Source organism: Devosia faecipullorum, from assembly GCF_015158295.1.
Classification (GTDB): Bacteria; Pseudomonadota; Alphaproteobacteria; order Rhizobiales; family Devosiaceae; genus Devosia; species Devosia faecipullorum.
In genome coordinates this window covers 150976-172766 of sequence record NZ_JACDXV010000004.1, presented here as the reverse complement: position 1 = coordinate 172766, position 21791 = coordinate 150976, and the positions used below count along the sequence as shown (strand labels likewise).

25 protein-coding genes are annotated in these 21791 nt (G+C 65.6%); 23 read left to right on the top strand and 2 right to left on the bottom strand.

Translation table 11 applies throughout. From position 1 onward, the window contains the following. Positions 1-12 precede the first annotated feature (12 nt). The 23 genes from H0482_RS11355 to H0482_RS11250 all read left to right on the top strand — a co-directional run bounded on the left by H0482_RS11355 (position 13) and on the right by H0482_RS11250 (position 18654). Positions 13-1227: a DNA-packaging protein gene (locus H0482_RS11355; protein WP_193730267.1), complete on the top strand. Its 1215-nt coding sequence runs from the start codon at positions 13-15 to the stop codon at positions 1225-1227. A gap of 71 nt (positions 1228-1298) precedes the next feature. Then, a complete protein-coding gene (locus H0482_RS11350; RefSeq protein ID WP_193730166.1) occupies positions 1299-2453 on the top strand; it encodes a phage portal protein in 1155 nt (384 codons plus the stop codon). A gap of 51 nt (positions 2454-2504) precedes the next feature. After that, on the top strand, positions 2505-2693 hold the full coding sequence (locus H0482_RS11345; protein WP_193730165.1) for a hypothetical protein: 189 nt from the start codon (positions 2505-2507) through the stop codon (positions 2691-2693). A gap of 4 nt (positions 2694-2697) precedes the next feature. Continuing rightward, the gene (locus tag H0482_RS16775; RefSeq protein WP_269144683.1) at positions 2698-2829 is read left to right on the top strand and encodes a hypothetical protein; all 132 of its coding nucleotides are present in this window, start codon (positions 2698-2700) and stop codon (positions 2827-2829) included. Beyond that, positions 2826-3305, top strand: a complete 480-nt coding sequence (locus H0482_RS11340; protein ID WP_193730164.1) for an HK97 family phage prohead protease — start codon at positions 2826-2828, stop codon at positions 3303-3305. The genes H0482_RS16775 and H0482_RS11340 overlap by 4 nt, the downstream gene beginning before the upstream one ends. 12 nt (positions 3306-3317) lie before the next feature. Beyond that, the gene (locus H0482_RS11335) at positions 3318-4538 is read left to right on the top strand and encodes a phage major capsid protein (RefSeq protein WP_193730163.1); all 1221 of its coding nucleotides are present in this window, start codon (positions 3318-3320) and stop codon (positions 4536-4538) included. A gap of 135 nt (positions 4539-4673) precedes the next feature. Next, entirely contained in the window at positions 4674-5240 is a 567-nt protein-coding gene (locus tag H0482_RS11330) for a head-tail connector protein (RefSeq protein WP_193730162.1), read from the top strand. After that, on the top strand, positions 5237-5578 hold the full coding sequence (locus tag H0482_RS11325; protein WP_193730161.1) for a phage head closure protein: 342 nt from the start codon (positions 5237-5239) through the stop codon (positions 5576-5578). The genes H0482_RS11330 and H0482_RS11325 overlap by 4 nt, the downstream gene beginning before the upstream one ends. Positions 5579-5581: 3 nt before the next feature. Continuing rightward, on the top strand, positions 5582-5974 hold the full coding sequence (locus tag H0482_RS11320; RefSeq protein ID WP_193730160.1) for a DUF3168 domain-containing protein: 393 nt from the start codon (positions 5582-5584) through the stop codon (positions 5972-5974). A gap of 166 nt (positions 5975-6140) precedes the next feature. Continuing rightward, positions 6141-6554, top strand: coding sequence for a phage major tail protein, TP901-1 family (locus H0482_RS11315; protein ID WP_193730159.1), 414 nt, complete (start codon positions 6141-6143; stop codon positions 6552-6554). Between the two features lie 154 nt (positions 6555-6708). Then, positions 6709-7023: a gene transfer agent family protein gene (locus H0482_RS11310; RefSeq protein WP_193730158.1), complete on the top strand. Its 315-nt coding sequence runs from the start codon at positions 6709-6711 to the stop codon at positions 7021-7023. Then, complete coding sequence (locus H0482_RS11305) at positions 7020-7211, top strand: rcc01693 family protein (protein ID WP_193730157.1); 192 nt, start codon at positions 7020-7022, stop codon at positions 7209-7211. Before H0482_RS11310 ends, H0482_RS11305 begins: the two co-directional genes overlap by 4 nt. Beyond that, the gene (locus H0482_RS11300; protein WP_193730156.1) at positions 7201-7749 is read left to right on the top strand and encodes a phage tail tape measure protein; all 549 of its coding nucleotides are present in this window, start codon (positions 7201-7203) and stop codon (positions 7747-7749) included. Before H0482_RS11305 ends, H0482_RS11300 begins: the two co-directional genes overlap by 11 nt. Positions 7750-7905: 156 nt before the next feature. After that, complete coding sequence (locus tag H0482_RS11295) at positions 7906-8526, top strand: DUF2460 domain-containing protein (RefSeq protein ID WP_193730155.1); 621 nt, start codon at positions 7906-7908, stop codon at positions 8524-8526. After that, positions 8523-9413, top strand: coding sequence for a DUF2163 domain-containing protein (locus tag H0482_RS11290; protein ID WP_193730154.1), 891 nt, complete (start codon positions 8523-8525; stop codon positions 9411-9413). The genes H0482_RS11295 and H0482_RS11290 overlap by 4 nt, the downstream gene beginning before the upstream one ends. Next, positions 9410-9838 carry an NlpC/P60 family protein gene (locus H0482_RS11285; RefSeq protein ID WP_193730153.1) on the top strand — a complete coding sequence of 143 codons (429 nt, stop codon included), beginning with the start codon at positions 9410-9412 and terminating at the stop codon, positions 9836-9838. The genes H0482_RS11290 and H0482_RS11285 overlap by 4 nt, the downstream gene beginning before the upstream one ends. A gap of 4 nt (positions 9839-9842) precedes the next feature. Beyond that, complete coding sequence (locus tag H0482_RS11280; protein WP_193730152.1) at positions 9843-13589, top strand: baseplate multidomain protein megatron; 3747 nt, start codon at positions 9843-9845, stop codon at positions 13587-13589. Next, complete coding sequence (locus H0482_RS11275) at positions 13582-14325, top strand: glycoside hydrolase family 108 protein (RefSeq protein WP_193730151.1); 744 nt, start codon at positions 13582-13584, stop codon at positions 14323-14325. Before H0482_RS11280 ends, H0482_RS11275 begins: the two co-directional genes overlap by 8 nt. A 101-nt stretch (positions 14326-14426) precedes the next feature. Continuing rightward, entirely contained in the window at positions 14427-14726 is a 300-nt protein-coding gene (locus H0482_RS11270; RefSeq protein WP_193730150.1) for a PepSY domain-containing protein, read from the top strand. A gap of 25 nt (positions 14727-14751) precedes the next feature. Further along, on the top strand, positions 14752-15411 hold the full coding sequence (locus H0482_RS11265) for a response regulator transcription factor (RefSeq protein ID WP_193730149.1): 660 nt from the start codon (positions 14752-14754) through the stop codon (positions 15409-15411). A gap of 32 nt (positions 15412-15443) precedes the next feature. Then, positions 15444-16823: a sensor histidine kinase gene (locus tag H0482_RS11260; protein ID WP_193730148.1), complete on the top strand. Its 1380-nt coding sequence runs from the start codon at positions 15444-15446 to the stop codon at positions 16821-16823. 60 nt (positions 16824-16883) lie between these two features. Further along, positions 16884-17357, top strand: a complete 474-nt coding sequence (locus H0482_RS11255; protein WP_193730147.1) for an RT0821/Lpp0805 family surface protein — start codon at positions 16884-16886, stop codon at positions 17355-17357. 82 nt (positions 17358-17439) lie between these two features. Then, complete coding sequence (locus tag H0482_RS11250; protein ID WP_193730146.1) at positions 17440-18654, top strand: hypothetical protein; 1215 nt, start codon at positions 17440-17442, stop codon at positions 18652-18654. On the opposite strand, the gene H0482_RS11245 is transcribed toward H0482_RS11250, so the two are convergent. Together H0482_RS11245 and H0482_RS11240 are read right to left on the bottom strand one after the other, a co-directional pair. After that, a complete protein-coding gene (locus H0482_RS11245; protein ID WP_193730145.1) occupies positions 18651-20627 on the bottom strand; it encodes an FAD-dependent oxidoreductase in 1977 nt (658 codons plus the stop codon). The genes H0482_RS11250 and H0482_RS11245 overlap by 4 nt on opposite strands. Continuing rightward, positions 20624-21700: a hypothetical protein gene (locus H0482_RS11240; protein ID WP_193730144.1), complete on the bottom strand. Its 1077-nt coding sequence runs from the start codon at positions 21698-21700 to the stop codon at positions 20624-20626. Before H0482_RS11240 ends, H0482_RS11245 begins: the two co-directional genes overlap by 4 nt. Between the last annotated feature and the right edge of the window lie 91 nt (positions 21701-21791).

Here is a 21791-nt window from a genome sequence, read left to right as displayed (position 1 = left end):
GCCGTGGCGGCGATGGGCGATGAGCAGGTGATGCGTACCTTCTATTGCTGGCCCAAATGGGCGCGGCGGCAGCAGAAGCCGCCACCGGGCGACTGGACCACCTGGCTGTTGATGGGCGGGCGCGGCTCGGGCAAGACCAGGGCAGGGGCCGAATGGGTCCGCCGGCTGGCGCGGCGGCGCATTTCCCCGATTGCGCTGGTGGGCGAAACCATGAGCGAGGCGGTCGAGATCATGGTGCGGGGCGAAAGCGGATTGATCGCCGTCCATCCCGACCATGAGCGGCCCGTCCTCAAGGGCAAGAACCGGCTGGTCTGGCCCAATGGGGTGGAAGCCAGCATCCTGACCGCCTCGGATCCCGAACGCTTTCGCGGCCCGCAATTCGCCGCCGCCTGGTGCGACGAGGTCGGCAAATGGCCCCATGCCGAGGAGGCGTGGGACATGCTGCAATTCGGGCTGCGGCTCGGCGAACATCCGCGGCAATTGGCGACCACGACGCCGCGCCCGACGCGCCTGATAAAACGGCTGGTCGAGGACCGGCATACGCGCGTCGTCAGAATGGCGACGCAGGACAATTATCGCAATCTGGCGCCGAACTTCTTCGATGCGGTGGTGGCGCGCTATCAGGGCACCTTGCTGGGCCGGCAGGAACTGGATGGCGAATTGATCGAAGACCGGATCGATGCGCTCTGGCAGCGGGCCATGTTTCGCCCCGCCGAGGGCGGACCGGACGGGCGCATCGTCGTGGCGGTGGACCCGCCCGTGACCGGAACGGCGCGCTCCGATGCCTGCGGCATCGTGGTGGCAGGACGGCAGGGCGAGGGCGTCGTCGTGCTCGAGGACGCAACGCTGCAGGGCATTGCCCCTCATGTCTGGGCCCGGCGGGCGGTGGCGGCCTATCGGGCGCATGAGGCCGATTGCATATTGGTGGAGGTCAATCAGGGCGGCGATCTGGTGCGCCAGGTGCTGGCGCAGGTGGATGCCTCGGTGCCGGTGCGCAGCGTCCGCGCCAATCGGGGCAAATGGGTGCGCGCCGAACCGGCTGCGGCGCTATATGCACGCGGATTGGTGCGCCATGCGCCCGGATTGACGGCACTGGAAGACGAACTCTGCGCCTTCGGGCCGGACGGCAAGGCCGACGGCCATTCACCCGACCGGGTGGATGCGCTGGTCTGGGCGCTGACCGAGCTGGTGCTGAACGAGATGCGGCCGAGGGTGAGGGGGCTCTGAATATCCACCCTTCGCCACCCTCGCGTCGAGCGCGAGGGTGGCGAACCGAGCCGGAACGAGGACAGGAACACATGCCCAATTGGATGAACCGTCTGCTTGGCGGGCGGACGAACACGCCCGGCGAAACCAAGAGCTTTGCCGGGCAGACCATGCTGACCCTCAGCCAGCTCGGGCCGGCGCAATGGAGCGGGCGGGGCTATGCCAGCCTGGTCAATCAGGGTTTCATGCGCAATCCGGTCGTCTATCGCTGTGTGCGGCTGATCGCGGAAACGGCGAACAGGGTGCCGCTCAATGTGCTGGTGGATGGCAAGGCGGCGAGCAGTCATCCGCTGGCGCAATTGCTGGCCCAGCCCAATGGACGGCAATCGGGACCGGAATTGCTGGAAGCGGTCTATGCCTATCTGCAAACCTCCGGCAATGCCTATGTGCAGGCCGGCATCGTCGATGGCGCGGTGCGCACTTTGTTCGTGCTGCGGCCCGACCGCATGAGCGTGGTCGCCGGGCGCGATGGCTGGCCACTAGCCTATGACTACAAGGCCGGGGGCAAGGCGGTGCGGCTGAGCCAGGAGGCGCTGCCCATTCCATCCGTCCTGCATATGGCCCTGTTCCATCCGCTGGACGATCATTACGGCATGGCGCCGCTGGAGGCCGCCCAGACCAGTCTCGATATTCACAATGCCAGCGCCCAATGGAACAAGGCCTTGCTCGACAATGCGGCTCGGCCCAGCGGAGCACTGGTTTATTCGGCAGGCAATGGGAGCCTCACCGAAGACCAGTTCAGCCGGCTCAAGGCGGAGCTGGAAGAGCAGTTTTCCGGCTCCGGCAATGCCGGCCGGCCCATGGTGCTCGATGGCGGGCTCGACTGGAAGGCGCTGGCCATGAGCCCGCGCGACATGGACTTCATCGAATCCCGCCATGCGGCGGCGCGCGACATTGCGCTGGCCTTCGGCGTGCCCCCCATGCTGCTCGGCATTCCCGGCGACAATACCTATGCCAATCTCGCCGAAGCCAATCGGATCCTGTGGCGGCAGACGCTGGTGCCGCTGGTGGTGCGGGTGGCCCAGGAACTGAGCCTCTGGCTGGGACCAGCCTTCGAAGGGGCTGAGATCGTGCCGGACTTCGACAAGGTCGAGGCCCTGGCGGAGGACCGCGCCGCACTCTGGGAGCGGGTGGGCAATGCCGGTTTCCTCTGCGACGAGGAAAAGCGGGCAATGGTGGGGCTTTAGCGCCTTCGTCTGGGGGCAAAGCATCGTCAGCCGACGGCAAGGAGCACCGGCATGGACAACCTGACCACGACCATTATCGAGCGGGGCGATCTCGCTCATCTGGCGCTGTTTCTCTGGGCCAGCGGTGCGAGTGCTTTGCTGGTGTGGAGCCTCAAGGAAATGGCGAGGGCGAACCAGCACTTCAACGATTTCGTGCGGGAGATCGCCGCGCTGAACCGATTGTTCCGCAAGGAGGATTGAGCCTATGGCAAACAAGCAGAACCGGGAGAGCGCGCAGCAGACGTTTCGGCAATTCGCCTGGAACCTGGCGGGAACGCTTGCCGACAAGCAGCGCGGGCCGACGCCGCCGAAGACCGGCGGAGCCAAACGCCGATGAGTGCCATTCCCATCGACGCGGAGGGCCGGTTCGCCGGCTATGCCAGCGTCTTCAACCGGCTCGATAGCGGCGGCGACATCGTCCTGCCCGGGGCGTTCGTCAAATCGCTCGCCAAGAGGCGCGGGCGCATTCGGCTGTTATTTCAGCACGACCCCAAGGAGCCGGTAGGCATATGGGAAAGTCTTGGTGAGGACGGCCATGGCCTGTTCGTCGCCGGACGGCTTGTGCCCGGCGTGCCGCGCGCCGAGGCACTGCGGCGGCTGATCGAAAACCGGGCGCTCGATGGCCTGTCCATCGGCTTTCGCACCGTCAAGGCCAGCCGCGAAGCGGGAACCGGGCATCGCCGCCTCAGTGAAATCGACCTCTACGAGATTTCCATCGTCACCTTTCCGATGATGGAGGATGCGCGCATCGCCTCCCCCCTCACCGCCGGCGCGGCCATTGCCGCGGCCACGAGACAAATCCGCAACCGATAGAAGGATACCGACATGGATCGGATGACCGACGGCCTCGAAACCAAGGCAGGCGCGGGGAGCGATATTGCCGCGCTCTTCGCTGAATTTTCCACCGCGTTCGAGGAATTCAAGCGCACCAATGACCAGCGCCTGGGCGAAATTGAAAAGCGCGGCACGGCCGACGGGCTGCTCGAAGGCAAGCTGGACCGCCTCAACGCCGTGCTGGACGGCCAGAAGGCGGCGCTGGACCGCGCCAAGGCCGAACGCGCCCGCCCCGCCATCGAGGGCAAGGGGCAGATCGCCGAGAGCGAATACAAGGAAGCCTTCTCCGCCTATGTGAAGCGCGGCGAGGAAAAGACCCTGCAGATCGGCGTGCCCGCCGATGGCGGCTATGTGGTGCCGGCCGAGGTCGAGACCGAGATCACGAGGCTCATGACCCATATCTCGCCCATCCGTGCCATTGCCGGGCTGCGGCAGGTTTCGGGCGCGGTCTACAAGCGCCCGATCACGGTGACCGGGCCGCAGACCGGCTGGGTCGGCGAGACGGCGGCCCGGCCCACCACCAGCAGCCAGGTACTGGCCGAGCTGAGCTATCCCACGACCGAACTCTATGCCATGCCAGCAGCCACCACCGCCTTTCTCGACGATGCGGCGGTGGATGTGGGCCAGTGGATCGCCGACGAGGTCAATGCGGCCTTCGCGGCGCAGGAAACCACGGCCTTTGTCAATGGCGATGGCGTCAACAAGCCCAGCGGCTTTCTCAACGGCACCAAGGTGGCCGAGACCAGCTGGGCCTGGGGCAGCCTGGGCTATCTCGCCACCGGCACCTCGGCGGCTCTGCCCGCCAGCCATGCCTCCGACATCCTCATCGACCTCGTCTATGCGCTCAAGGCCGGGTACCGTCAGAACGCCAATTGGGTGATGAACCGCAGGACGCAGGGCGCGCTGCGCAAGCTCAAGGATATCGACGGCAATTATCTCTGGCAGCCGGCGGCCAGCGCCGATGGCCGCGCCAGCTTCATGGGTTTCCCGCTGGTCGAGGCCGAGGACATGCCCAATATCGCGGCCAATTCCTTCTCCATCGCTTTCGGCGATTTCAAGCGCGGCTATCTGATTGTCGACCGTCAGGGCGTCTCGGTACTGCGCGACCCGTTCAGCTCCAAGCCCTATGTGCTGTTCTACACCACCAAGCGCGTCGGCGGCGGCATTGCCGACTATGACGCGATCAAGTTGCTGAAATTCGGCGCCAGCTGAGCCATTTCCTCGCCGTCGTCACCACCCGGCTTGGCCCGGTGGTCCATGCCCGTGGCGGGATGGATTGCCCGGACAGGCCGGGCAATGACGATGGTGGGCGGATAGGCGTCAAACGCGAACATAAGGACATCAACAATGACCTCCTATCTTCTGGCGGGCCCCGCCGAGGAGCCGGTTTCGCTTGCCGAGGCCAAGGCGTTTCTCAAGGTGGACGACAATGCCGAGGACGGTTTGATCACGACGCTGATCGGCGCGGCCAGGCTGCATGTGGAAAGCGTCACCGGCAGGGCGCTTCTGGCGCAGAGCTGGCGCATCGTGCTCGATCATTGGCCGGAAAGCGGCGTGGTGAAGCTGCCGGTTGCGCCGCTGATCTCGGTGACAGCCATCGCCGCCAGCGACGATAATGGCGGCAGCCACGATATCGGCCTCGGTCAGTTCCGCTCCGAACCGGACCGGCTGATCGTGCCGCGCACCGTCATCGGCATGCCACTGCTGCGGGAGTTGGGCGGCATCGAAATCGACTATGTCGCCGGGTACGGCAGCGAGCCCGACAACGTCCCCGCCGATCTCCGGCAGGCGCTGCTGGGGCTGGTGGCGCATTGGTATGAGCATCGCGACGCGGTGCTGATCGCCGGATCGGGCTCCGTGGTCCCCTCCGGCTTCGACCGGGCCTTGGCGGGCTATAAGAGGGTGCGGCTGTGAGCGAGCGTATTCCACCAATCGGCACGCTGACCGATAGGGTGCAGCTACGCCGCCGCGACAGCCTGGGCGATGGCGGGGGCGGGCATGAACGGGTCTATGTGCCGATGAGCAGCGTCTGGGCGCGGGTGCGCAGCCTCACCGGGCGGCAGGGCAATAATGCCGATGGCCGCGCGGTGGCGATTTCGCATTCGGTGGTGCTGCGCTTTCGCAGCGACATCTCGCCGGGCGACCGTATCGTCTATCGCGGCCGCAATCTCGACGTGGTGAGCACGGCCGACATCAACGGGCGGCGGGCCTATCTGGCCTGCGCCTGTAGCGAAACCAGCGTCACGGGGTAGGCGATGCACCCGATTGCAGCTTTGCAGGCGGCCTTGGTCGAGGCGCTGGGCGCCGATGGCGCGCTTTCGGCGCTGATCGGGGCAGGCGGCATATTCGACGCGCCGCCCCGCAGCCGCCCCGCGCCCTATGTGGTGATCGACCGGCATGACATGCGCCAGCGCGACGGCGACGACACGCCGGGACAGGAGCATCGCGTGCTGCTCCATTGCTGGAGCGACCAGCCCAGCCGCAAGGCGGCGCTGGACATCGCCGCGCGCGTGGTGGCGGTGGGATTGGACCCTGCGCCTTCTGGGCTGGTGGTGACCCATGCCGAGCATCTGCGCACCGAGACATTGATCGACAATGCGACCGGGCAGGCGCGGGCGGCGGTCCTGCTGCGGTTTTTGAGTGAGTGACTTGTCTTCGTGCGCTTTGCGCACCCCCTCCCAGCCTCCCCCGTCAAGGGGGAGGTGTCTGGCCGGTGCTTGGAGCAGGGTAGTGCGACGAACTGGATGCGGCACCCTCCCCTTGACGGGGAGGGCTGGGGAGGGGTGCTCACGCACGCCCAACAGGAGAATTTGAATGGCAGCCCAGAGCGGCAAGGATATGCTTTTGAAGCTCGACCAGACCGGGTCGGGCAGTTTTCTGACGGTGGCGGGGCTGCGCACGCGGAGCCTCAATTTCAATGCGGCCAGCGTCGATACGACCGACCAGGAAAGCGCCGGGCGCTGGCGGGAATTGCTGGCGGGCGGCGGGGTGAAACGCGCCTCGGTCGCCGGTTCGGGCGTGTTCAAGGACCAGTCCTCGGACGCCACGATCCGCAGCCTGTTCTTCGCCGGCACCATCTGCAACTGGCAATTGATCCTGCCACATTTCGGCGAGGTGCAGGGGCCGTTCCAGATCGTGGCGCTGGAGTTTTCCGCTGATCATGCCGGGGAAGTGACGTTTGATCTGGCGCTGGAAAGCGCGGGGGAGGTGACGTTCACGGCGGTGTAGGCGTCGCTGTCTCCATTAGAGCAGCACCCCTCACCCTGGCCCTCTCCCCGGAGGGGCGAGGGGACGATGGGCACGGGCTCGTCACTCAAACTAAAACATCGGCTCCTGCGCACTCTCGCCCCTCTGGGGAGGGGGAGGGGTCTTGAGGACAATCATGACAAACATTCATCGTGGTGAGATCGCCGCCGAGATCGGGGGCGAGACGCGGGTTTTGTGCCTGACGCTGGGGGCGCTGGCGGAGCTGGAGGCGCGGCTGGGGGCGGGTGACCTCGCCGGGCTGGCCGAGCGCTTCGGCGAGGGACGGGTGTCGGCGCGGGATCTGACGGCCATTTTGGGCGCGGGTTTGCGCGGGGGCGGCAATGAGATCAGCGATGACGATCTTGCGCGGATGAGCGTCGAGGGCGGGCTGCGTGGCGCTGCCGATATTGCGGTGCGCCTGCTCCGCGCGACCTTCGGAGAGGCGCAATGAACCCCTTTCCCTGGAAGGATGCCATGCGTTTCGGGCTGGGCGTGCTGCGCCTCTCGCCCGAGGCGTTCTGGAAGATGACGCCGCGCGAACTGGCTTCGGCCTGGGGGGCGGTGATGGGGGAGCGCAGCGGGCCGCTGGACCGGCGCGGTCTCGAAAATCTCATGGAGCATTTCCCCGATGGCCAGTGATCTGTTCGGCGAGGAATTTCGCGGTGAATTGAGCGATGTCTCGGTGGAATTGCGGCGCATCGGCGATCTGGCCGATGGCGTCGCCACTTCGGTCAGCCGGGCCTTTCGCGGCGCGGTGCTCGATGGAAAGAGCTTCCGCGCGGTATTGGGCGATATTGCCCGCTCCTTCGCCGATATTGCGCTCAAGGCCGCGTTCAAGCCTTTGGGCTCGCTGGTCGGCGGGCTGGTCGAGAACATATTTACCGCGACCAATCCGGCCCTTGGCGGGGTGACGCCTTTCGCCAAGGGCGGGGTGATCGCCAGCCCCGCCTATTTTCCGCTCGGGCGCGGCATGGGCCTCGCCGGAGAGGCCGGACCGGAAGCCATCATGCCGCTGCAGCGCGGGCCCGACGGGCGGCTGGGCGTGGGCGGCGCTGGCGGCAGTGTCAACGTGACCTTCAACGTCACCGCCAGCGATGCCCGCAGTTTTGCCGCCAGCGAGGCGGAGGTGAGCGCCATGCTGCTCCGGGCGGTGCGGCGCGGCACACGCAGCGCTTGATATTCAGGTGATGCCGGCCTGCAAGTGGCAGGTTTCTGCGCTTCCGGTGCTCACGTACCCGAACGTACGCTGCGCTCCGGTTCTCGAAGCCTACCCCTTTCGGCTCGGCCTGACCTGAATCTCCACGCGCTGTGGTGCCACAACGAAAGATCAAAAATGGCTTTTCATCATATCCGCTTTCCGCTCGACATTGCGCTGGGGGCGCGGGGCGGGCCGGAGCGCAGGACCGATGTCGTGACGCTGGCGGGCGGCGGCGAAAGCCGCAATGGGCGCTGGGCGCAGTCGCGGCGGCGCTACAATGCCGGCTATGGTGTCAAATCGCGCGCCGACATGCAGGCGGTGCTGGCCTTTTTCGAGGAAAGGCGCGGCCGGCTGCATGGCTTTTTGTGGCGTGACGGGCTGGACCATTCCTCGGGCGGAATCGCGCCCGGACCCACTGATCAGGCCATTGGCACTGGTGATGGTGTAAGGACACAGTTTCAGCTGACCAAGCGCTATGGCGCGGCCTTCGATCCCTATCTGAGGATCATCGCCAAGCCAATTGCCGGCAGTGTGCGGGTTGCCGTCAATGGCAGCGAAGTGCTGACCGGTTGGAGCGTGGATGTCACCACGGGCATGATCGGCTTTTCGGCGGCCCCGGCGCTGGGGGCAAGCGTCAGCGCGGGATTTTTGTTCGACGTGCCGGTGCGCTTCGACACTGACCGGCTCGATGTCGAGCTCAATGGCTTCGACGGCGCTGAAATCCCCTCTATTCCCCTGCTGGAGATCCTGCCATGAAGGCGGTGCCGGAGGCTTTGGCGGCGCATCTGGCGCAGGGCGAGACCACTATCGCCCATTGCTGGCGTGTGCTGCGGCGCGATGGGCAGGTTCTGGGCTTTACCGAGCATGATCGCGTTCTGGACGTGGCGGGTACGGCATGCAGTCCCGCTTTCGGGCTGGATGGCGGCGACGTGCCGGCGCGGCTGGGCGCACAGGTGGAAACCGGCGAGGTGCTGGGCATTCTCGACAGCGCCGCAATCAGCGAGGATGACATCCTGCTCGGGCGCTATGACGGGGCGCGGGTGGAAACCTGGCTGGTCAACTGGGCCGAGCCGGAGCAATGCCTGCTGCTGCGGGTGGATATTATCGGCGAAATTGTCCGCGAGGACGGGGTTTTCCGCGCCGAATTGCGCTCGCCGCAACAGGCGCTGAACGTGACGCGCGGCCGGCTCTATCAGGGATTGTGCGACGCTCAGGTCGGGGACGGGCGCTGCGGGGTGAAACTCGACCGGCCTGCGCATAGGGGCGCGGCGACAATATTGGCTATTGTCGATCCGTTTCAGGTGCTGGTCAGCGGGCTGTCCGGGTTCGACGAGGGCTGGTTCGCCTTCGGCATGGCGCATTGGGGCAGCGGCCGGCGCGACGGCCTCGCCGACGCCGTGCTGACCCATCGGCGGGTGCCGGAGGGCGACGTGCTCGGCTTCGCCGAACAGGTGGGAGAATGGGTCGACGCCGACGACGTGCTCGAAGTGAGCGTCGGTTGCGACCGGCGTTTTTCCACCTGCAAGGCGCGCTTCGCCAATGCCGCCAATTTCCGCGGTTTTCCGCATGTGCCGGGCAGCGATTATCTATTGCGCCATCCACGGCGCGGCGACGCCATGGATGGCAGGGCGGTGGTGAAATGAACCCCGACAGCGTGGTCGAAGCGGCGCGGCAATGGCTGGGCACGCCCTATCGGCACCTGGCCTCGACGCCGGGCGCCGGTTGCGATTGCCTGGGCCTGCTGCGCGGCGTGTGGCGGGCGCTTTACGGCGCCGAACCGGTCAGGGTGCCGCCCTATCGCGCCGACTGGCGCCATGGCGGCCATGACGGGGCGCTGAACGAAGCGGCGCAAAGCTTCTTGTTGCCGGAAACGGGGCCGGTTGCGGCGGGGCAGGTGGTGCTGTTCCGGCTCGGCGGGCTGGAAGAGGCGCGCCATTGCGGCATCATGGTCAGCCCGCACCGCTTCATCCACGCGCAGGAACATCTGGGCGTGGTCGAGGCCAATTTCAGCGCCGGCTGGGCCCGACGGGTCAGCGGGCGGTTCCGGTTCCCCGACAAACAAGGATAAATCCATGGCCACTCTGGCACTTTCGGTGGCCGGACAGTTCGCGGGCGGACTGGTCGGCGGGCCAATCGGCGCGACCATCGGGCGGGCATTGGGGGCGCTGGCGGGCAATGCGCTGGACAATATGCTGTTCAGCGAAAAACGCAGCGTCGAAGCTCCCTTGTTCGACGTGCGGCTGGGCGGATCGAGCGAAGGCGCGCCCATTCCCCGGCTCTATGGCTGGGGCCGGCTTTCGGGCAATATCATCTGGGCGCGGGAATTGCTCCGCCACGTCACCGAAACGGCGGGTTCGAAAGGATTTGCGCCCCCGCCGGAACAGGAAGAGGAAATCCTCGCCAGCTTCGCCATCGGGCTCTGCGAAGGACAGGTGGCGCGCATGGGGCGCATCTGGGCCGACGGGCAATTGCTCGATACGCGCGGGCTCAATCTGCGCTTTTATGCTGGCGACGAGGATCAACTTCCCGATAGCCTGATCGAGGCGGTGCAGGGCGTTGGCAATGCCCCGGCCTATCGCGGGCTGTGCTATCTCGTGGTCGAGAACCTGCCGCTCAGCCGCTTCGGCAATCGCCTTCCGCAATTGTCGGTGGAAGTGTGCCGGCTGGCCGGCGAGCTGGAACCGGCGATCAGGGCGGTTACGGTGATCCCCGGCGCCACCGAATTTGGCTATGACCCGACGCCGCGCGTCCGCGTGCTCGGCGCGGGCGAGGGAGTGAGCGAAAATGCCCACTTGATGGCCGGCGTCAGCAACTGGACCTGGTCCATCGACGAGCTCGTGGCGCTTTGCCCCAATCTCAAGCATGTGGCGCTGGTGGTGAGCTGGTTCGGCAATGACTTGCGCTGCGGCTCCTGTGCAATCTCGCCGCGTGTCGAGGGTGCGGGACGGGTCATCGAAGGGACCATCTGGAGTGTCGCCGGGCTGGGGCGCGGCAGCGTGCCCGTTGTATCCAGCCATGGCGGCGGCCCGGCCTATGGCGGCACGCCGTCCGATGCTTCGGTGCTGGCGGCGATCGCCGATCTCAAGGTGCGTGGGCTCAAGGTGACGCTCTATCCGCTGATGCTGATGGACGTGCCTGCCGGCAATGGAATGGCCGATCCCCATGGCGGGGCGGAGCAGGGAGCTTATCCCTGGCGCGGGCGCATCACCTGCCATCCCGCCCCCGGCCAGCCGGGCTCGCCCGATGGCAGCGCGGGCGCCGCGGCGCAGGTGGCTGCGTTCGTGCCGGGCTATCGCGCCATGGTGCTGCATTATGCCAATCTGGCGCAGGCGGCGGGCGGCGTCGATGCGCTGCTGATCGGTTCGGAAATGCGCGGGCTGACCCAGGTGCGCGGGGCAGGCAACAGCTTTCCCTTCGTTTCTGCGCTGGTGGCGTTGGCGGGGGATGTGCGGGCCATAACCGGCCCCGGCACCAAGCTCACCTATGCGGCCGATTGGAGCGAGTATTCCGGTCTTCAGGCCGGGGGCGAGAAGTTCTTTCATCTCGATCCGCTCTGGGCCTCGCCGCATATCGACGCCATCGGCATCGACAATTACATGCCGCTCAGCGACTGGCGCGATGGCGAAAACCATGACGATGCGGCCCTGGCGGCATCGGAATATGCGCTGGATTATCTCGAAGCCAATATTGCCGGCGGCGAGGGCTTCGACTGGTACTATGTCAGCGATGCCGACCGGCGTGCGCAGCTTCGCAAAGCCATCACCGATGGCGCGCATGGCGAGCCCTGGATCTGGCGCCACAAGGATTTGCATGCCTTCTGGAGCCAGCCGCATCATGATCGCCCCGGCGGGGTGCGCAACGCGACGCCGACGCCCTGGGTGCCGGGATCGAAGCCGATCTGGCTGACCGAACTGGGCTGCGGCGCGGTGGACAAGGGGGCTAACCAGCCCAATATTTTCGGCGACGACAAGAGCGCCGAGGGTGGGCGGCCCTATTTTTCCAGCGGTACGCCAGATGGATTGATCCAGCGGCAATTCCTGCGGGCGCATCACAATTACTGGCGCGATCCGGCGCGCAATCCCCCCGGAATGGTGGACCCGGATCGGCTCTATTGCTGGACCTGGGACGCGCGGCCCTTCCCCAGCTTTCCGGCGCTGGACGATGTCTGGGCCGATGGCCCCAATCACCGCAACGGCCATTGGCTGACCGGTCGGCTCGGGGCGCTGGCCAGCGATGAATTGATCAAAGCCATCGCCACGGACCATGGCTGCGTGATGGAGGCGGCGAGCGCCGGGCCATTGATCGCGGGATTGCTGCTCAACGGTCCGGGCACGGCGCGACAGGCCATCGAGCCGGTGCTGAACATGTCCGGGCAGGTGTTGACGGCACGCAATGGCGAACTGGTGGCACTGGTGCAGGGGCGGGGGCCGGTCACGGCGCTGCAAACCGAAGAGCTGGCCGCCGGCGAGGGGCCGGTTCTGTCGCGCCGGCGCGGCGATGCAGCCGAAAAGCCGGGGCGGCTTTCTCTCGGCCATTTCGACCGCGAGCGCGATTACCTCTCGGCCAATGCCACTGCCATGCGACCGGGCGACGGCCCGTTCCTGTCCGAAACCCTGCCTGTCGTGTTGGATGGCGCCGGGGCGCGGCGGGCCGCCGAGCGGCTGCTCGATCACCGCGTCATGGCGGCGGATCGGGTGGAACTGGCATTGCCGCCGGGACGGGTGGAGCTGGAACCGGGCGACCGCATCGCCCTTCCCGAACTGGTGGAGGGGCCATTCGAAATCACCGAAATCCGCGATGGCGCTACGCGGCGTATCGCCGCCACGGCCTTGCCGCGACGGGACGCGGTGGCGACGGGCGTCGATCGCCCGCGAGGCGGGGCGGGAACGCCAATGCTGCTGGTGACGCCAGTTCTGGTAAGCGCGCATCTGCCGCCCGTGCCGGACGATCCGGGACGGAGCCGCTTGCTGATCGGCGCCTATACCAAGCCCTGGCCGGGATCGGTGCGGATCAGCGAAGAAAGCAGCGGCAGCGCACTGGTGCATCTGACCCGGCCGGTGGTGATGGGCGAAACCATCGCTCCGCTTGGTGCGGGACCATTGGCGGTGTGGGATCGCGGCAATGTCCTGGTGGTCGAACTGGTCTCCGGCCATCTGGCCGATGTGTCCGATCAATCGGCATTGGCCGGCAGCAACAGGATCGCGGTGGAGAGTGACGCCGGGTTTTGGGAGGTGATCGGGTTTGCGGGAGCGGAACTGATTGCTCCTAAAAGCTACCGATTGACCGGATTGCTGCGCGGGCTCGACGGCACCGACGCGGCAATGGGGCCCGTCGCCAGCGGGCGGCGGGTTCTGGTGCTGGATGGACGCGCGGCGGTGCTGCCCATCGATGCACACCGGATCGGCGAAAGCCGCATGCTGCGCTTTCATGCCGGGCCGAATGATGCTTCTGGGCAGGCCAAGATGGTCTCGCCCGATGCCAGTCCGGCTTTGCCGCTCGCCCCGGTGCATCTGCGCGCTTCGCTTCAGGCGGATGGAGCCATCCTGTTCGGCTGGACGCGCCGCAGCCGCGCCGATGGCGATGGCTGGGGTCTCGCCGAACCGCCGCTGGAATATGCACAGGAGCGCTGGCGCCTGCGGCTGTTCGACGGCGCAACGCCGATACGGACGATCGAGACCGGCAGCGCTTCCGCCACCTATGGCCCGGGTGAGCAAATCGCCGATTTTGGCGGCCCTGCGGACGCCTTCACCTTCACCATCGCGCAGATGAGCCCGGTTCTCGGACCCGGCCATGAAGCAAAGGGAGAATGTCATGGCTGAGACGCGGTTCGAACTTTGCTTGGCCGAGATCTTGCGGCACGAAGGGGGTTATGCCGATCATCCCGCCGATCCCGGCGGGGCCACCAATATGGGCATAACCCACAAGACGCTGGCCCGCTGGCGCGAGGTCTCGCCCTGGTGGAACCTGCCCAAGAGCGCGGTGCGGAGCCTCACGCGGACGGAAGCGGCGCGGATCTATCGCGCCGGCTATTGGAACCTCTGCCGGGCGGAAAATCTGCCGCCCGGAATCGATCTGGCAATATTCGACTATGCCGTTAATTCCGGCCCCGAAAGGGCGATCCGCACCTTGCAGGCCGTTTTGGGCGTGGTGGTGGACGGGCTGGTCGGGCCTCTGACCATCGGCGCGGCGGCCAAGGCCGATGCGCGGGCGGTGATCAATGCAATCTGCGACCGGCGGCTGGGCTTTCTGCGAGGGCTTTCAACCTTCGCCACTTTCGGGAACGGCTGGACCAGCCGGGTCGCTTCGATCAGGGCAGTGGCGCTCGCCGCCGCCCCCAAATCCACCTCATCACAAGCAGGAGAAACGAAAATGGACATTCTGTCGGGCTACAAGACCTATATCGTCGCCGCCATGATGCTGCTGGCCGCCATCGCGCAGATGCTGGGGATCGATCTCCCTGCCATGGAAGGCAATTCGGGCGGTGGCCTGATGCTGGAGGCGCTGGCCATCCTCTTCCTGCGGCGGGGCTTGAAGGGCGATATCGGCAAGGCCTGAAGGTGCCGATTTCGTGCCCGGTCGCGGATCGACCCACTAAAAAACATGGACACCTGCCTCATTCATGTCCCATTCAGCAAGCACCGCATATTGATCCGGATATGAAAACGAACGCCCCCAACCCCCCTGCCTCCATTGCCCTGGCGCTGGCCCTGATGCTTGCCGTCTCGGGCACCGGCGCCGCACAGGCGCAGGCCTGCCTCGACAAGCGGCAGATTCAGGAAGCCGTTGCTTCCGGCCAGATATTGTCGCTCGACGCCGTGCTGGCGTCGGCCGGCGTCGATGCCAATGCCGAAATTCTCAATGTTCAGGTCTGTGATCAAGGCGGAACGTTGGTATATGTCATCGGTGTGCTGGCGCCGGATGGCGCGGCCCGGAATCTGACTTTGAACGCACGATAACGAGAGCCTTGCGGGGGGCACAGCGATGCGTATTCTGATTGTGGAAGACGATGCCAATCTCAATCGGCAGCTCAAGGAAGCCTTGAGCGAGGCCGGTTACGCGGTCGATGTGGCCTTTGATGGCGAGGAAGGCCATTTCCTGGGCGATACCGAGCCCTATGATGCAATCATCCTCGATATCGGCCTACCGCAGATGGACGGGCTTTCGGTGCTGGAGGAATGGCGGCGCGCCGGCAAGACCACGCCGGTGCTGCTGCTGACGGCCCGCGACCGCTGGAGCGACAAGGTGCAGGGCATAGATGCCGGCGCCGACGATTATGTCGCCAAGCCGTTCCATATGGAAGAAGTGCTGGCCCGGCTGCGCGCTTTGGTGCGTCGCGCCGCCGGCCACGCCAGCAACGAGATTGTTGCCGGCTCCGTGCGGCTCGACGCCCGTTCGGGCAAGGTGACCGTGGACGGACAGGCGATCAAGCTGACCAGCCACGAACTGCGCCTGTTGAGCTACCTCATGCACCACAAGGGCAAGGTGATCTCGCGCACCGAGCTGACCGAACATCTTTACGATCAGGATTTCGACCGCGACAGCAATACGATCGAGGTTTTCGTCGGCCGGCTGCGCAAGAAGCTGCCCGATACCTGCATCCAGACCGTGCGGGGGCTGGGCTATCAGATCCTCGAGGATTGATGCGCCGGCGCGGCATTTCGTAAGGTTGGGGCATGCTGCGTAAGGGCTCCATTTCCGCATCTTTGTTCTGGCTCTCCGCCGGATGGCTGGTCGTGGCGCTGGTGACGACCGGTTTCCTGCTGACCGACCTCTATTCCCGCGCGCTCGACACCACCTTGACCCAGACGCTGGATTTTCACGTCGAAAGCCTGGCTGGCGCGCTGCTGGACACCCGCGACCCGCAGGACCCCGACATCGCCCTGGCGGACCCGCGTTTCGAGCGGCCGCGCTCGGGCTGGTACTGGATCATCCGCGACGGCGAGGGGAATCTGGTCAATCTTTCCACCTCGGTAGTCGGGATCGACTTGCGGGGCGTCGTCGCGACCGCCGATGCGCTGGGCCGCAGCACGGAAGTGATCGACGATCCTTTCGGCACCACGATGCGGCTGGTGGAGCGCAGCGTGACGCTGGGCGCGGACAATTATCGCATCACCGTTGCCGGCAATCTCACGGAAATCCTCGAACTGGTGGACGAATTTCGCGGCCAGGCCTTCATCGTGCTGGGGGCGGTGGGCGTCATGCTGGCGGGGATGAGCGCCATTCTCGCACGCATCGCCCTTCGGCCAATCGCGCAATTGCGCGTCGCTGTGGAGGCCGTGCGCGAAGGCGACAGTGCCGAGGTTTCGGGCACCTATCCCACGGAAATCGCGCCGCTGGCCGAGGAGGTCAACGAATTGCTGCGTTCCAACGCGCAGATCATCGAGCGCGCGCGCAATCAGGTCGGCAACCTCGCCCATGGCCTCAAGACACCCCTTGCTGTGCTGCGCAACGAGGCCGGGACGCGCAAGGGCGCGCTGGCCGATGTGGTCGCCGGCGAAACCGAGAAAATGAGCAATATGGTCTCGACCTATCTCGAGCGGGCGCGGCTGGCGGCGCGCACTTCGGTGGTGGGCAAAAAGGCCGACGCCAATTCGATCATGCAGCGGCTGACCCGGGTGATGGGCAAGATCCATCCCGACGTGAATCTCGCCTTCCACCAGCCCGATGCGACGCTGCCCTGGTTCCGAGGCGACGAGGCGGACCTCGAGGAAATGGCAGGCAATCTGCTCGATAATGCCTGCAAATGGTCCAAGGGCCAGGTGGACGTTCGCCTTTCGGCGGAGCCAGGCTCCAAGAGCACCCAATTGCTCTTGTGCATCGACGACAATGGACCGGGCCTGTCGGAAAGCGACGCCGAGAAAGTGTTGCGCCGTGGCGTCAGATTGGACGAGAAAACGCCCGGAACCGGCTTGGGACTGGATATTGTCAAGGAACTGGTCGATGTCTATGGCGGTAGCCTCGACCTCAAGCGATCGCAATTGGGCGGGCTGCTCGTGGAATTGCGCCTTCCCACCGCGCGGCTGGGCAGTATCGCCCGCCCCTCCGGGCCTTGACGCACTTTCGCCGCAATACGCCAACAAGTACAACTTGAATGCACGGATAAGGCCACACAGATGAATCGTTCGACGCTTCTCGCTCTCCCGCTTCTTGCCCTGGCGCTGGCCGGTTGCTCCAGCACCGGCACGACGCGTACGGTTCAGGCTCCGGTGCAGGCCCAGCCGGTCGTGGTCCAGCCCTTGGTGCCGACCTCGGCCCAGACGGTGCAGACGGCGCGGCTGACCACGTCCATCGCCAATGGCTTCGTCGATCCGGCGGCCCTGGCGCTGATGACCGCCAAGGATTCCACCGAAGCCAACAGCGCGCAGTTCTACGCGCTGCAATTCGGCCGTCCCGGCGCGCCGCGCCAATGGGCCGGCGACAAGGGCACGACCGGCTCGGTCGCCGTTGGGCCCTATGTCCGGGTCAACAATCTCGATTGCCGGGACTTTACCCACACCGTGAAGCTCAATGGCACCGATTATGTCCGCAAGGGCACGGCCTGTCGCGAGCAGAACGGCAATTGGAACGTGGTTCAGGGCGCGGCCTGAGCCTTTTCCCGCGCTCCTGACAAGGATTGTTTAACAGGGTCGTAATAGGATTGGTTCTGAACTGACCCTGTTTTGAGCCTTGATGAGCCAGCCTGCACAAAGCAAAGCCGCCGCTGACCATGCCCCGCGACCGTCCAACCGGACCGGCGCGGCGGCACGGACGCCCTTTTGCGGCCTGATCGATGCCGTGCTGGTTGAAGAGCCAGTGCATTTTGCTTTTGCCGGTTCGGTGGTGCGCGACGGCGCCATGGCGGCCTGGACCTGGGTGTCGCGCGATCTTTGCCCCGACCTGATTTCTGCGCAGGCCATCGAGAACGGCACGCTCAGGGCCGCTGATCTCGAACTTGTCATGGCTGAAATCCTGCTCCGCGCCAAAAGGGCGCTGGACAAAATCGATGCGGATAATGAGGCCATGCGCCGTTTCCGCGCCCAACTTGGCCGCGAGCATGCCCGCGAAGAACTCAATGTGGTGATGGCGGCATTGCGCGCCCGCGCCCTGCTCGGCAAGGCGCAGAGCTTCGGCAAGGCGGTCAACGCCATTGGCGAGGATGGGGCGCTCGGGGTGGCGCTGCAATCCATGCCCTTGGGCGACCCGCAAATGGCCGCGCTGATGTTTCATGCGGCCGTGGGGCAGATAGCCAACCCGACCCGCCTGATCGTCGCCGTCGTCAAGCTCTCAGGCAATGCCAAGGAAGCCAGTCTCGCCCGCAACGGCTTTTCGCCGCTGATCGATGCCTGCCTCGCCCATGCGCAGAACCAGTTGCATAATCTGCAAATGGCCGGGCCTTTTGCCGATATTGATCTGGTGTGCCGGAGCCTGGACCGTTTCCATCGCCTGGTGCGGGCGCTGAGCGGTTATGTCGAATTCGAGCGGGGCAGCCGCGCCACGCAGGTTCTGTCCAATGTGACCAAATTGGTCTCCGACCGTGTCGAGCCGCGCCTCAAGGAAGTGGTGACCGATCTCAACCAGGCGATGCGCCGGCCTCGCGAAGGCGCAGACCGCATCGACAATGACCGCATGCTCGCCGCCATCAACGGCGTCTATCTCTTGTCCGCCGTGCGGGATTGCCGGGATTCTCTGGCACTCAACGCGGTTTTCGACCAGGCCTGGAGCCAGACCGGTCAGGCGCTGGAATTGCATATCCAGCGCAATCTGGACGTGATGCGCCAGATGCCGGGCGACGCGGCAACCGGATTGCGGCTCGATGCCGCGATCAAGATGGCGGAAATTCGCTTCAACGCCGAATATGCCGAAACACTCAAGCGCGCCCGTATCGCCGCAGAGCGTCGTGGCTAGTTCGGCGTGACCCCGGTATCGACCCGTGCGGCAATCGGGCGGCCCTGATCGCGGACGCTGACGATGAGTCCGTGAGCGATATTTCCTCGTGTCAGCGCCAGGGCGGTCGCGCCGGCAGGACGCAGCACGATTCCGATCGCGTCCAGCGGGCTGGCCGGATCTGAATTGCGATAGATCAGTGCGCCGCTGCTGAATTGGCGGGGCTCTTCCGGCACGAGACTGACCAGTTTCGCATCGATGCCAAAACGGCCTTCCAAATAGGAGGGGACCTCCTCTGGGCCGGGCATGTTATCCTCCAAAGGCGGACGTTCAGGCTCGGCATGGGCGAGGCCGACCAGCGCAACGCGCTCCTGCGCCACGATCCCGGCAGCGTCGGCGGGTATGAGCCCAAGTTCCACTCCGGCGGCCACGGCGCCGATGGTGAGGGGCTGGGATGCTTCGGAGAGAGCCGGCAATTCGCCCTTTGTTGGCCCCCGGAAGATGGTGCTCCAAGAACGGCCGGCGGGCGCGGGGCGGGCCTGAAATTCCGGGCCTGCATCGAGAAAAGCAGACGCCGCATTCTGGTGCGCAGTGCCGATGCCGGGCGGCGCGTCGGGAGTTTCGTGCAAGGGGTCGATCAGCGAGTCCGGCACGGGTTTGCGTGGGCGGCCCAGCAGCAGGTTGACCGCGTCCCGTCCGCTCCCAATGCAGCCGCGCCGGGTCAGATAGCCGGCGGTGCTGCCAGCCAGCGCAATGCCTTCAACCACGCCTTCGGGCTCAAGCCTATGGCGTTCGCTGCTCCAGCGGCTGCGCCCGCCGGCAATGTGCCAGAGGGTCAGATCGGGCTGCCAGCCGCCGCAGACTAGCAGCCGTTCGGTCTCCAAGGCTTGGTCAATGGTCTCATTGGTTCGCATCGCGAGACCCGAACTGGTCATGCTGACCCGCTCTGGAATCGCGCCCTGCGTCTGGATCAGGCCATAGGCACGGCTGAAGGCGATGAAGCGAGAACTGGGTCCGGACCGGCTGTCCAGAATGCGCTCGATTTTGATGCCGGCGTCGCTAGCCAGCATGGCGAGACGATAGGCAATATTGCTGGACGTGGCGAAAAGCGCGGTTCTGCCGGGCCACACATGGTAGCGGCTGGCCAGTTCATAGGCGTCGCGCGTGCCGATTGCGCCCGGCAGGCGGTTGCCGGAAAAGATAGGAAGCCGCTCCTGTGCGCCAGTGGCGATGATGATGAAGCGGGCGGCAAGGTCGATGACGCTGGCGGCCGGCTGGCCATCCGCAATCCCGACGCGATGGACCCGCACCAGACCCGGTCGTAGGGCGAAGGCATGGCTATGGGTGAAAACCGTGATGGCGTCTTGGGCGGCTATGGCGGCGCGCAACTGCGCCATGTCCGCTTCGGGCGCCGCTTCTCCATCCTGCGTACCGAATAGGCCGGAATGCCCGCCCAACACCGGACCTGACTCCACCAGAGTGACGCTCAGTCCGCTGCCCGAGGCGGCCAATGCAGCCTCCATGCCGGCAACGCCGCCCCCGACAATGACCAGGTCTCCGCCATCTTTTGAGGCTCCGGCCAGACCGCGCCAGGGGCGATCGAGCGCGGAAGAATTGTCGAAAACCATCCCCAGGGAACGGCGGGAGCGGAGCATGCGGGCCAATGGATAGACCACCTGTCCGCCTAGGGTGACGAAATCGGCGCCGTCCATGGCCGGCATGCGGGCCATAGAGAGGGCGTGGCGGGCATCTTTTTCATGGCGGGCCAGGCTGATTGCGGGGTGAGCGCTCGGCGTCAGCCCCAGCGGTTGGCCTGCGTAGCGGCCCAATGTATCGATGCCCGACGCCATGGTGGCGCTGAGCACACTGTCTCCAACAAATCCGGCAATCACCCGCCCGTTCAGCCGGAAGCGCAGGGGACGATTTCGGTCGATGAGAGCGTCGGTGAAACTTTCGCCAATCTCGGCCGGCAGGCGGTTGACCTGCACCCTCATGCCGACACACCCGCGGCAATGGGCACGAAATCGCCAACCAAAGCCGGCTTTGCCTCACGGGACACCAGCCTCGCCCCGAACCATGCCGCTTCATCGGGCCCGTCGCTCTCCCCGCAGAGCCAGCGCGCCAGGGCTGGCGCGAGGAAGGCGCCAATCATGCCCATGGCGGCGACGATGTCGACGCCAGTTCCGGCTACGCGGCCCATTGCTGGCGCGCCGTCGCTGGTGGTGAGCACGGCGAAATTGGTCTGGCCCGTCTGCTCGACTGGGCGATTCTGATCGAGGAGCGCCCTTGTCTGGCTGGAAACCTGAGCCATTTCCCCCAGGCCGATGGCGGCGAGGCCGTTTTCCTGTTGTATCAGCGTCAGGCCGGATTGGATGTTCAACATGATTGGGGCGACCAGTTTCGGGGCCGAAAAAGCAAGGATGGACGCAGCCTGCTGCTGGCGCAGCAAGGCAGGCCATTGGCGGCGCGGCAAATGGGCGATGATGGCGTCATCATCCGCCAGAATAGCCTGCCTGGCGTGAAAGACCGAGCCGCCAGCGACGAGTTCTGCGCTGCCGCCGGGCTCTGTTGTCACAGTTTGGGGCTTGAGATGTAATACGCCCGCCCGTTTCAGCCACGTCTCGATCCCCGGCTCCAGAACCGCCCGATTGAGCCGAACCGCATCTCGAAGGCAGATGCCGCTACGGTTTCCGCCGAGCAGCGAGGGTGGGGTCGGCTCAGTCGCAATTCCGAAGCCCTGCGCCATATGGCGCATATGCGAGAGGGCCTCTTCGGCGCGCGGATCGTCGGCGAAAAAGACCGGATCGGCATGGCCCCAGGCATTTCGGCCCGCTAGGCGCGCAATGAGTTTCAGGGTCTCATCGACGGATCGGCCCAATAGGGCCCAGCTTTCGGGCCGGGTGATCGGAGCGACGGAGAGGTCGATACTCCGCGTCAGCCTATAGATCGAGGGGCTGTCGCCGATATGAACGACCTGCCTTCCATGCATGTCCGCGAGCAGGCCCGCCAGCAGGCGCGCCAGCGGCGTCGAACCAAAAACGGCGAAGTCGACGACAGTTCCGCTCATGCGGCCAACTGACCTGCGGCGAGCGGTCCCTGTGGCAATGCGTCCGCCCCGCGATGCGCTGTTTTGGTGGTTTTTCGCCGCATTCGGCTTA

Coding starts and splice junctions, on each gene's coding strand:
- H0482_RS11355 (WP_193730267.1), top strand. CDS start 13: ATGGGCGATGAGCAGGTGATGCGTACCTTCTATTGCTGGCCCAAATGG.
- H0482_RS11350 (WP_193730166.1), top strand. CDS start 1,299: ATGCCCAATTGGATGAACCGTCTGCTTGGCGGGCGGACGAACACGCCC.
- H0482_RS11345 (WP_193730165.1), top strand. CDS start 2,505: ATGGACAACCTGACCACGACCATTATCGAGCGGGGCGATCTCGCTCAT.
- H0482_RS16775 (WP_269144683.1), top strand. CDS start 2,698: ATGGCAAACAAGCAGAACCGGGAGAGCGCGCAGCAGACGTTTCGGCAA.
- H0482_RS11340 (WP_193730164.1), top strand. CDS start 2,826: ATGAGTGCCATTCCCATCGACGCGGAGGGCCGGTTCGCCGGCTATGCC.
- H0482_RS11335 (WP_193730163.1), top strand. CDS start 3,318: ATGGATCGGATGACCGACGGCCTCGAAACCAAGGCAGGCGCGGGGAGC.
- H0482_RS11330 (WP_193730162.1), top strand. CDS start 4,674: ATGACCTCCTATCTTCTGGCGGGCCCCGCCGAGGAGCCGGTTTCGCTT.
- H0482_RS11320 (WP_193730160.1), top strand. CDS start 5,582: ATGCACCCGATTGCAGCTTTGCAGGCGGCCTTGGTCGAGGCGCTGGGC.
- H0482_RS11315 (WP_193730159.1), top strand. CDS start 6,141: ATGGCAGCCCAGAGCGGCAAGGATATGCTTTTGAAGCTCGACCAGACC.
- H0482_RS11310 (WP_193730158.1), top strand. CDS start 6,709: ATGACAAACATTCATCGTGGTGAGATCGCCGCCGAGATCGGGGGCGAG.
- H0482_RS11305 (WP_193730157.1), top strand. CDS start 7,020: ATGAACCCCTTTCCCTGGAAGGATGCCATGCGTTTCGGGCTGGGCGTG.
- H0482_RS11300 (WP_193730156.1), top strand. CDS start 7,201: ATGGCCAGTGATCTGTTCGGCGAGGAATTTCGCGGTGAATTGAGCGAT.
- H0482_RS11295 (WP_193730155.1), top strand. CDS start 7,906: ATGGCTTTTCATCATATCCGCTTTCCGCTCGACATTGCGCTGGGGGCG.
- H0482_RS11290 (WP_193730154.1), top strand. CDS start 8,523: ATGAAGGCGGTGCCGGAGGCTTTGGCGGCGCATCTGGCGCAGGGCGAG.
- H0482_RS11285 (WP_193730153.1), top strand. CDS start 9,410: ATGAACCCCGACAGCGTGGTCGAAGCGGCGCGGCAATGGCTGGGCACG.
- H0482_RS11280 (WP_193730152.1), top strand. CDS start 9,843: ATGGCCACTCTGGCACTTTCGGTGGCCGGACAGTTCGCGGGCGGACTG.
- H0482_RS11275 (WP_193730151.1), top strand. CDS start 13,582: ATGGCTGAGACGCGGTTCGAACTTTGCTTGGCCGAGATCTTGCGGCAC.
- H0482_RS11270 (WP_193730150.1), top strand. CDS start 14,427: ATGAAAACGAACGCCCCCAACCCCCCTGCCTCCATTGCCCTGGCGCTG.
- H0482_RS11265 (WP_193730149.1), top strand. CDS start 14,752: ATGCGTATTCTGATTGTGGAAGACGATGCCAATCTCAATCGGCAGCTC.
- H0482_RS11260 (WP_193730148.1), top strand. CDS start 15,444: ATGCTGCGTAAGGGCTCCATTTCCGCATCTTTGTTCTGGCTCTCCGCC.
- H0482_RS11255 (WP_193730147.1), top strand. CDS start 16,884: ATGAATCGTTCGACGCTTCTCGCTCTCCCGCTTCTTGCCCTGGCGCTG.
- H0482_RS11250 (WP_193730146.1), top strand. CDS start 17,440: ATGAGCCAGCCTGCACAAAGCAAAGCCGCCGCTGACCATGCCCCGCGA.
- H0482_RS11245 (WP_193730145.1), bottom strand. CDS start 20,627: ATGAGGGTGCAGGTCAACCGCCTGCCGGCCGAGATTGGCGAAAGTTTC.
- H0482_RS11240 (WP_193730144.1), bottom strand. CDS start 21,700: ATGAGCGGAACTGTCGTCGACTTCGCCGTTTTTGGTTCGACGCCGCTG.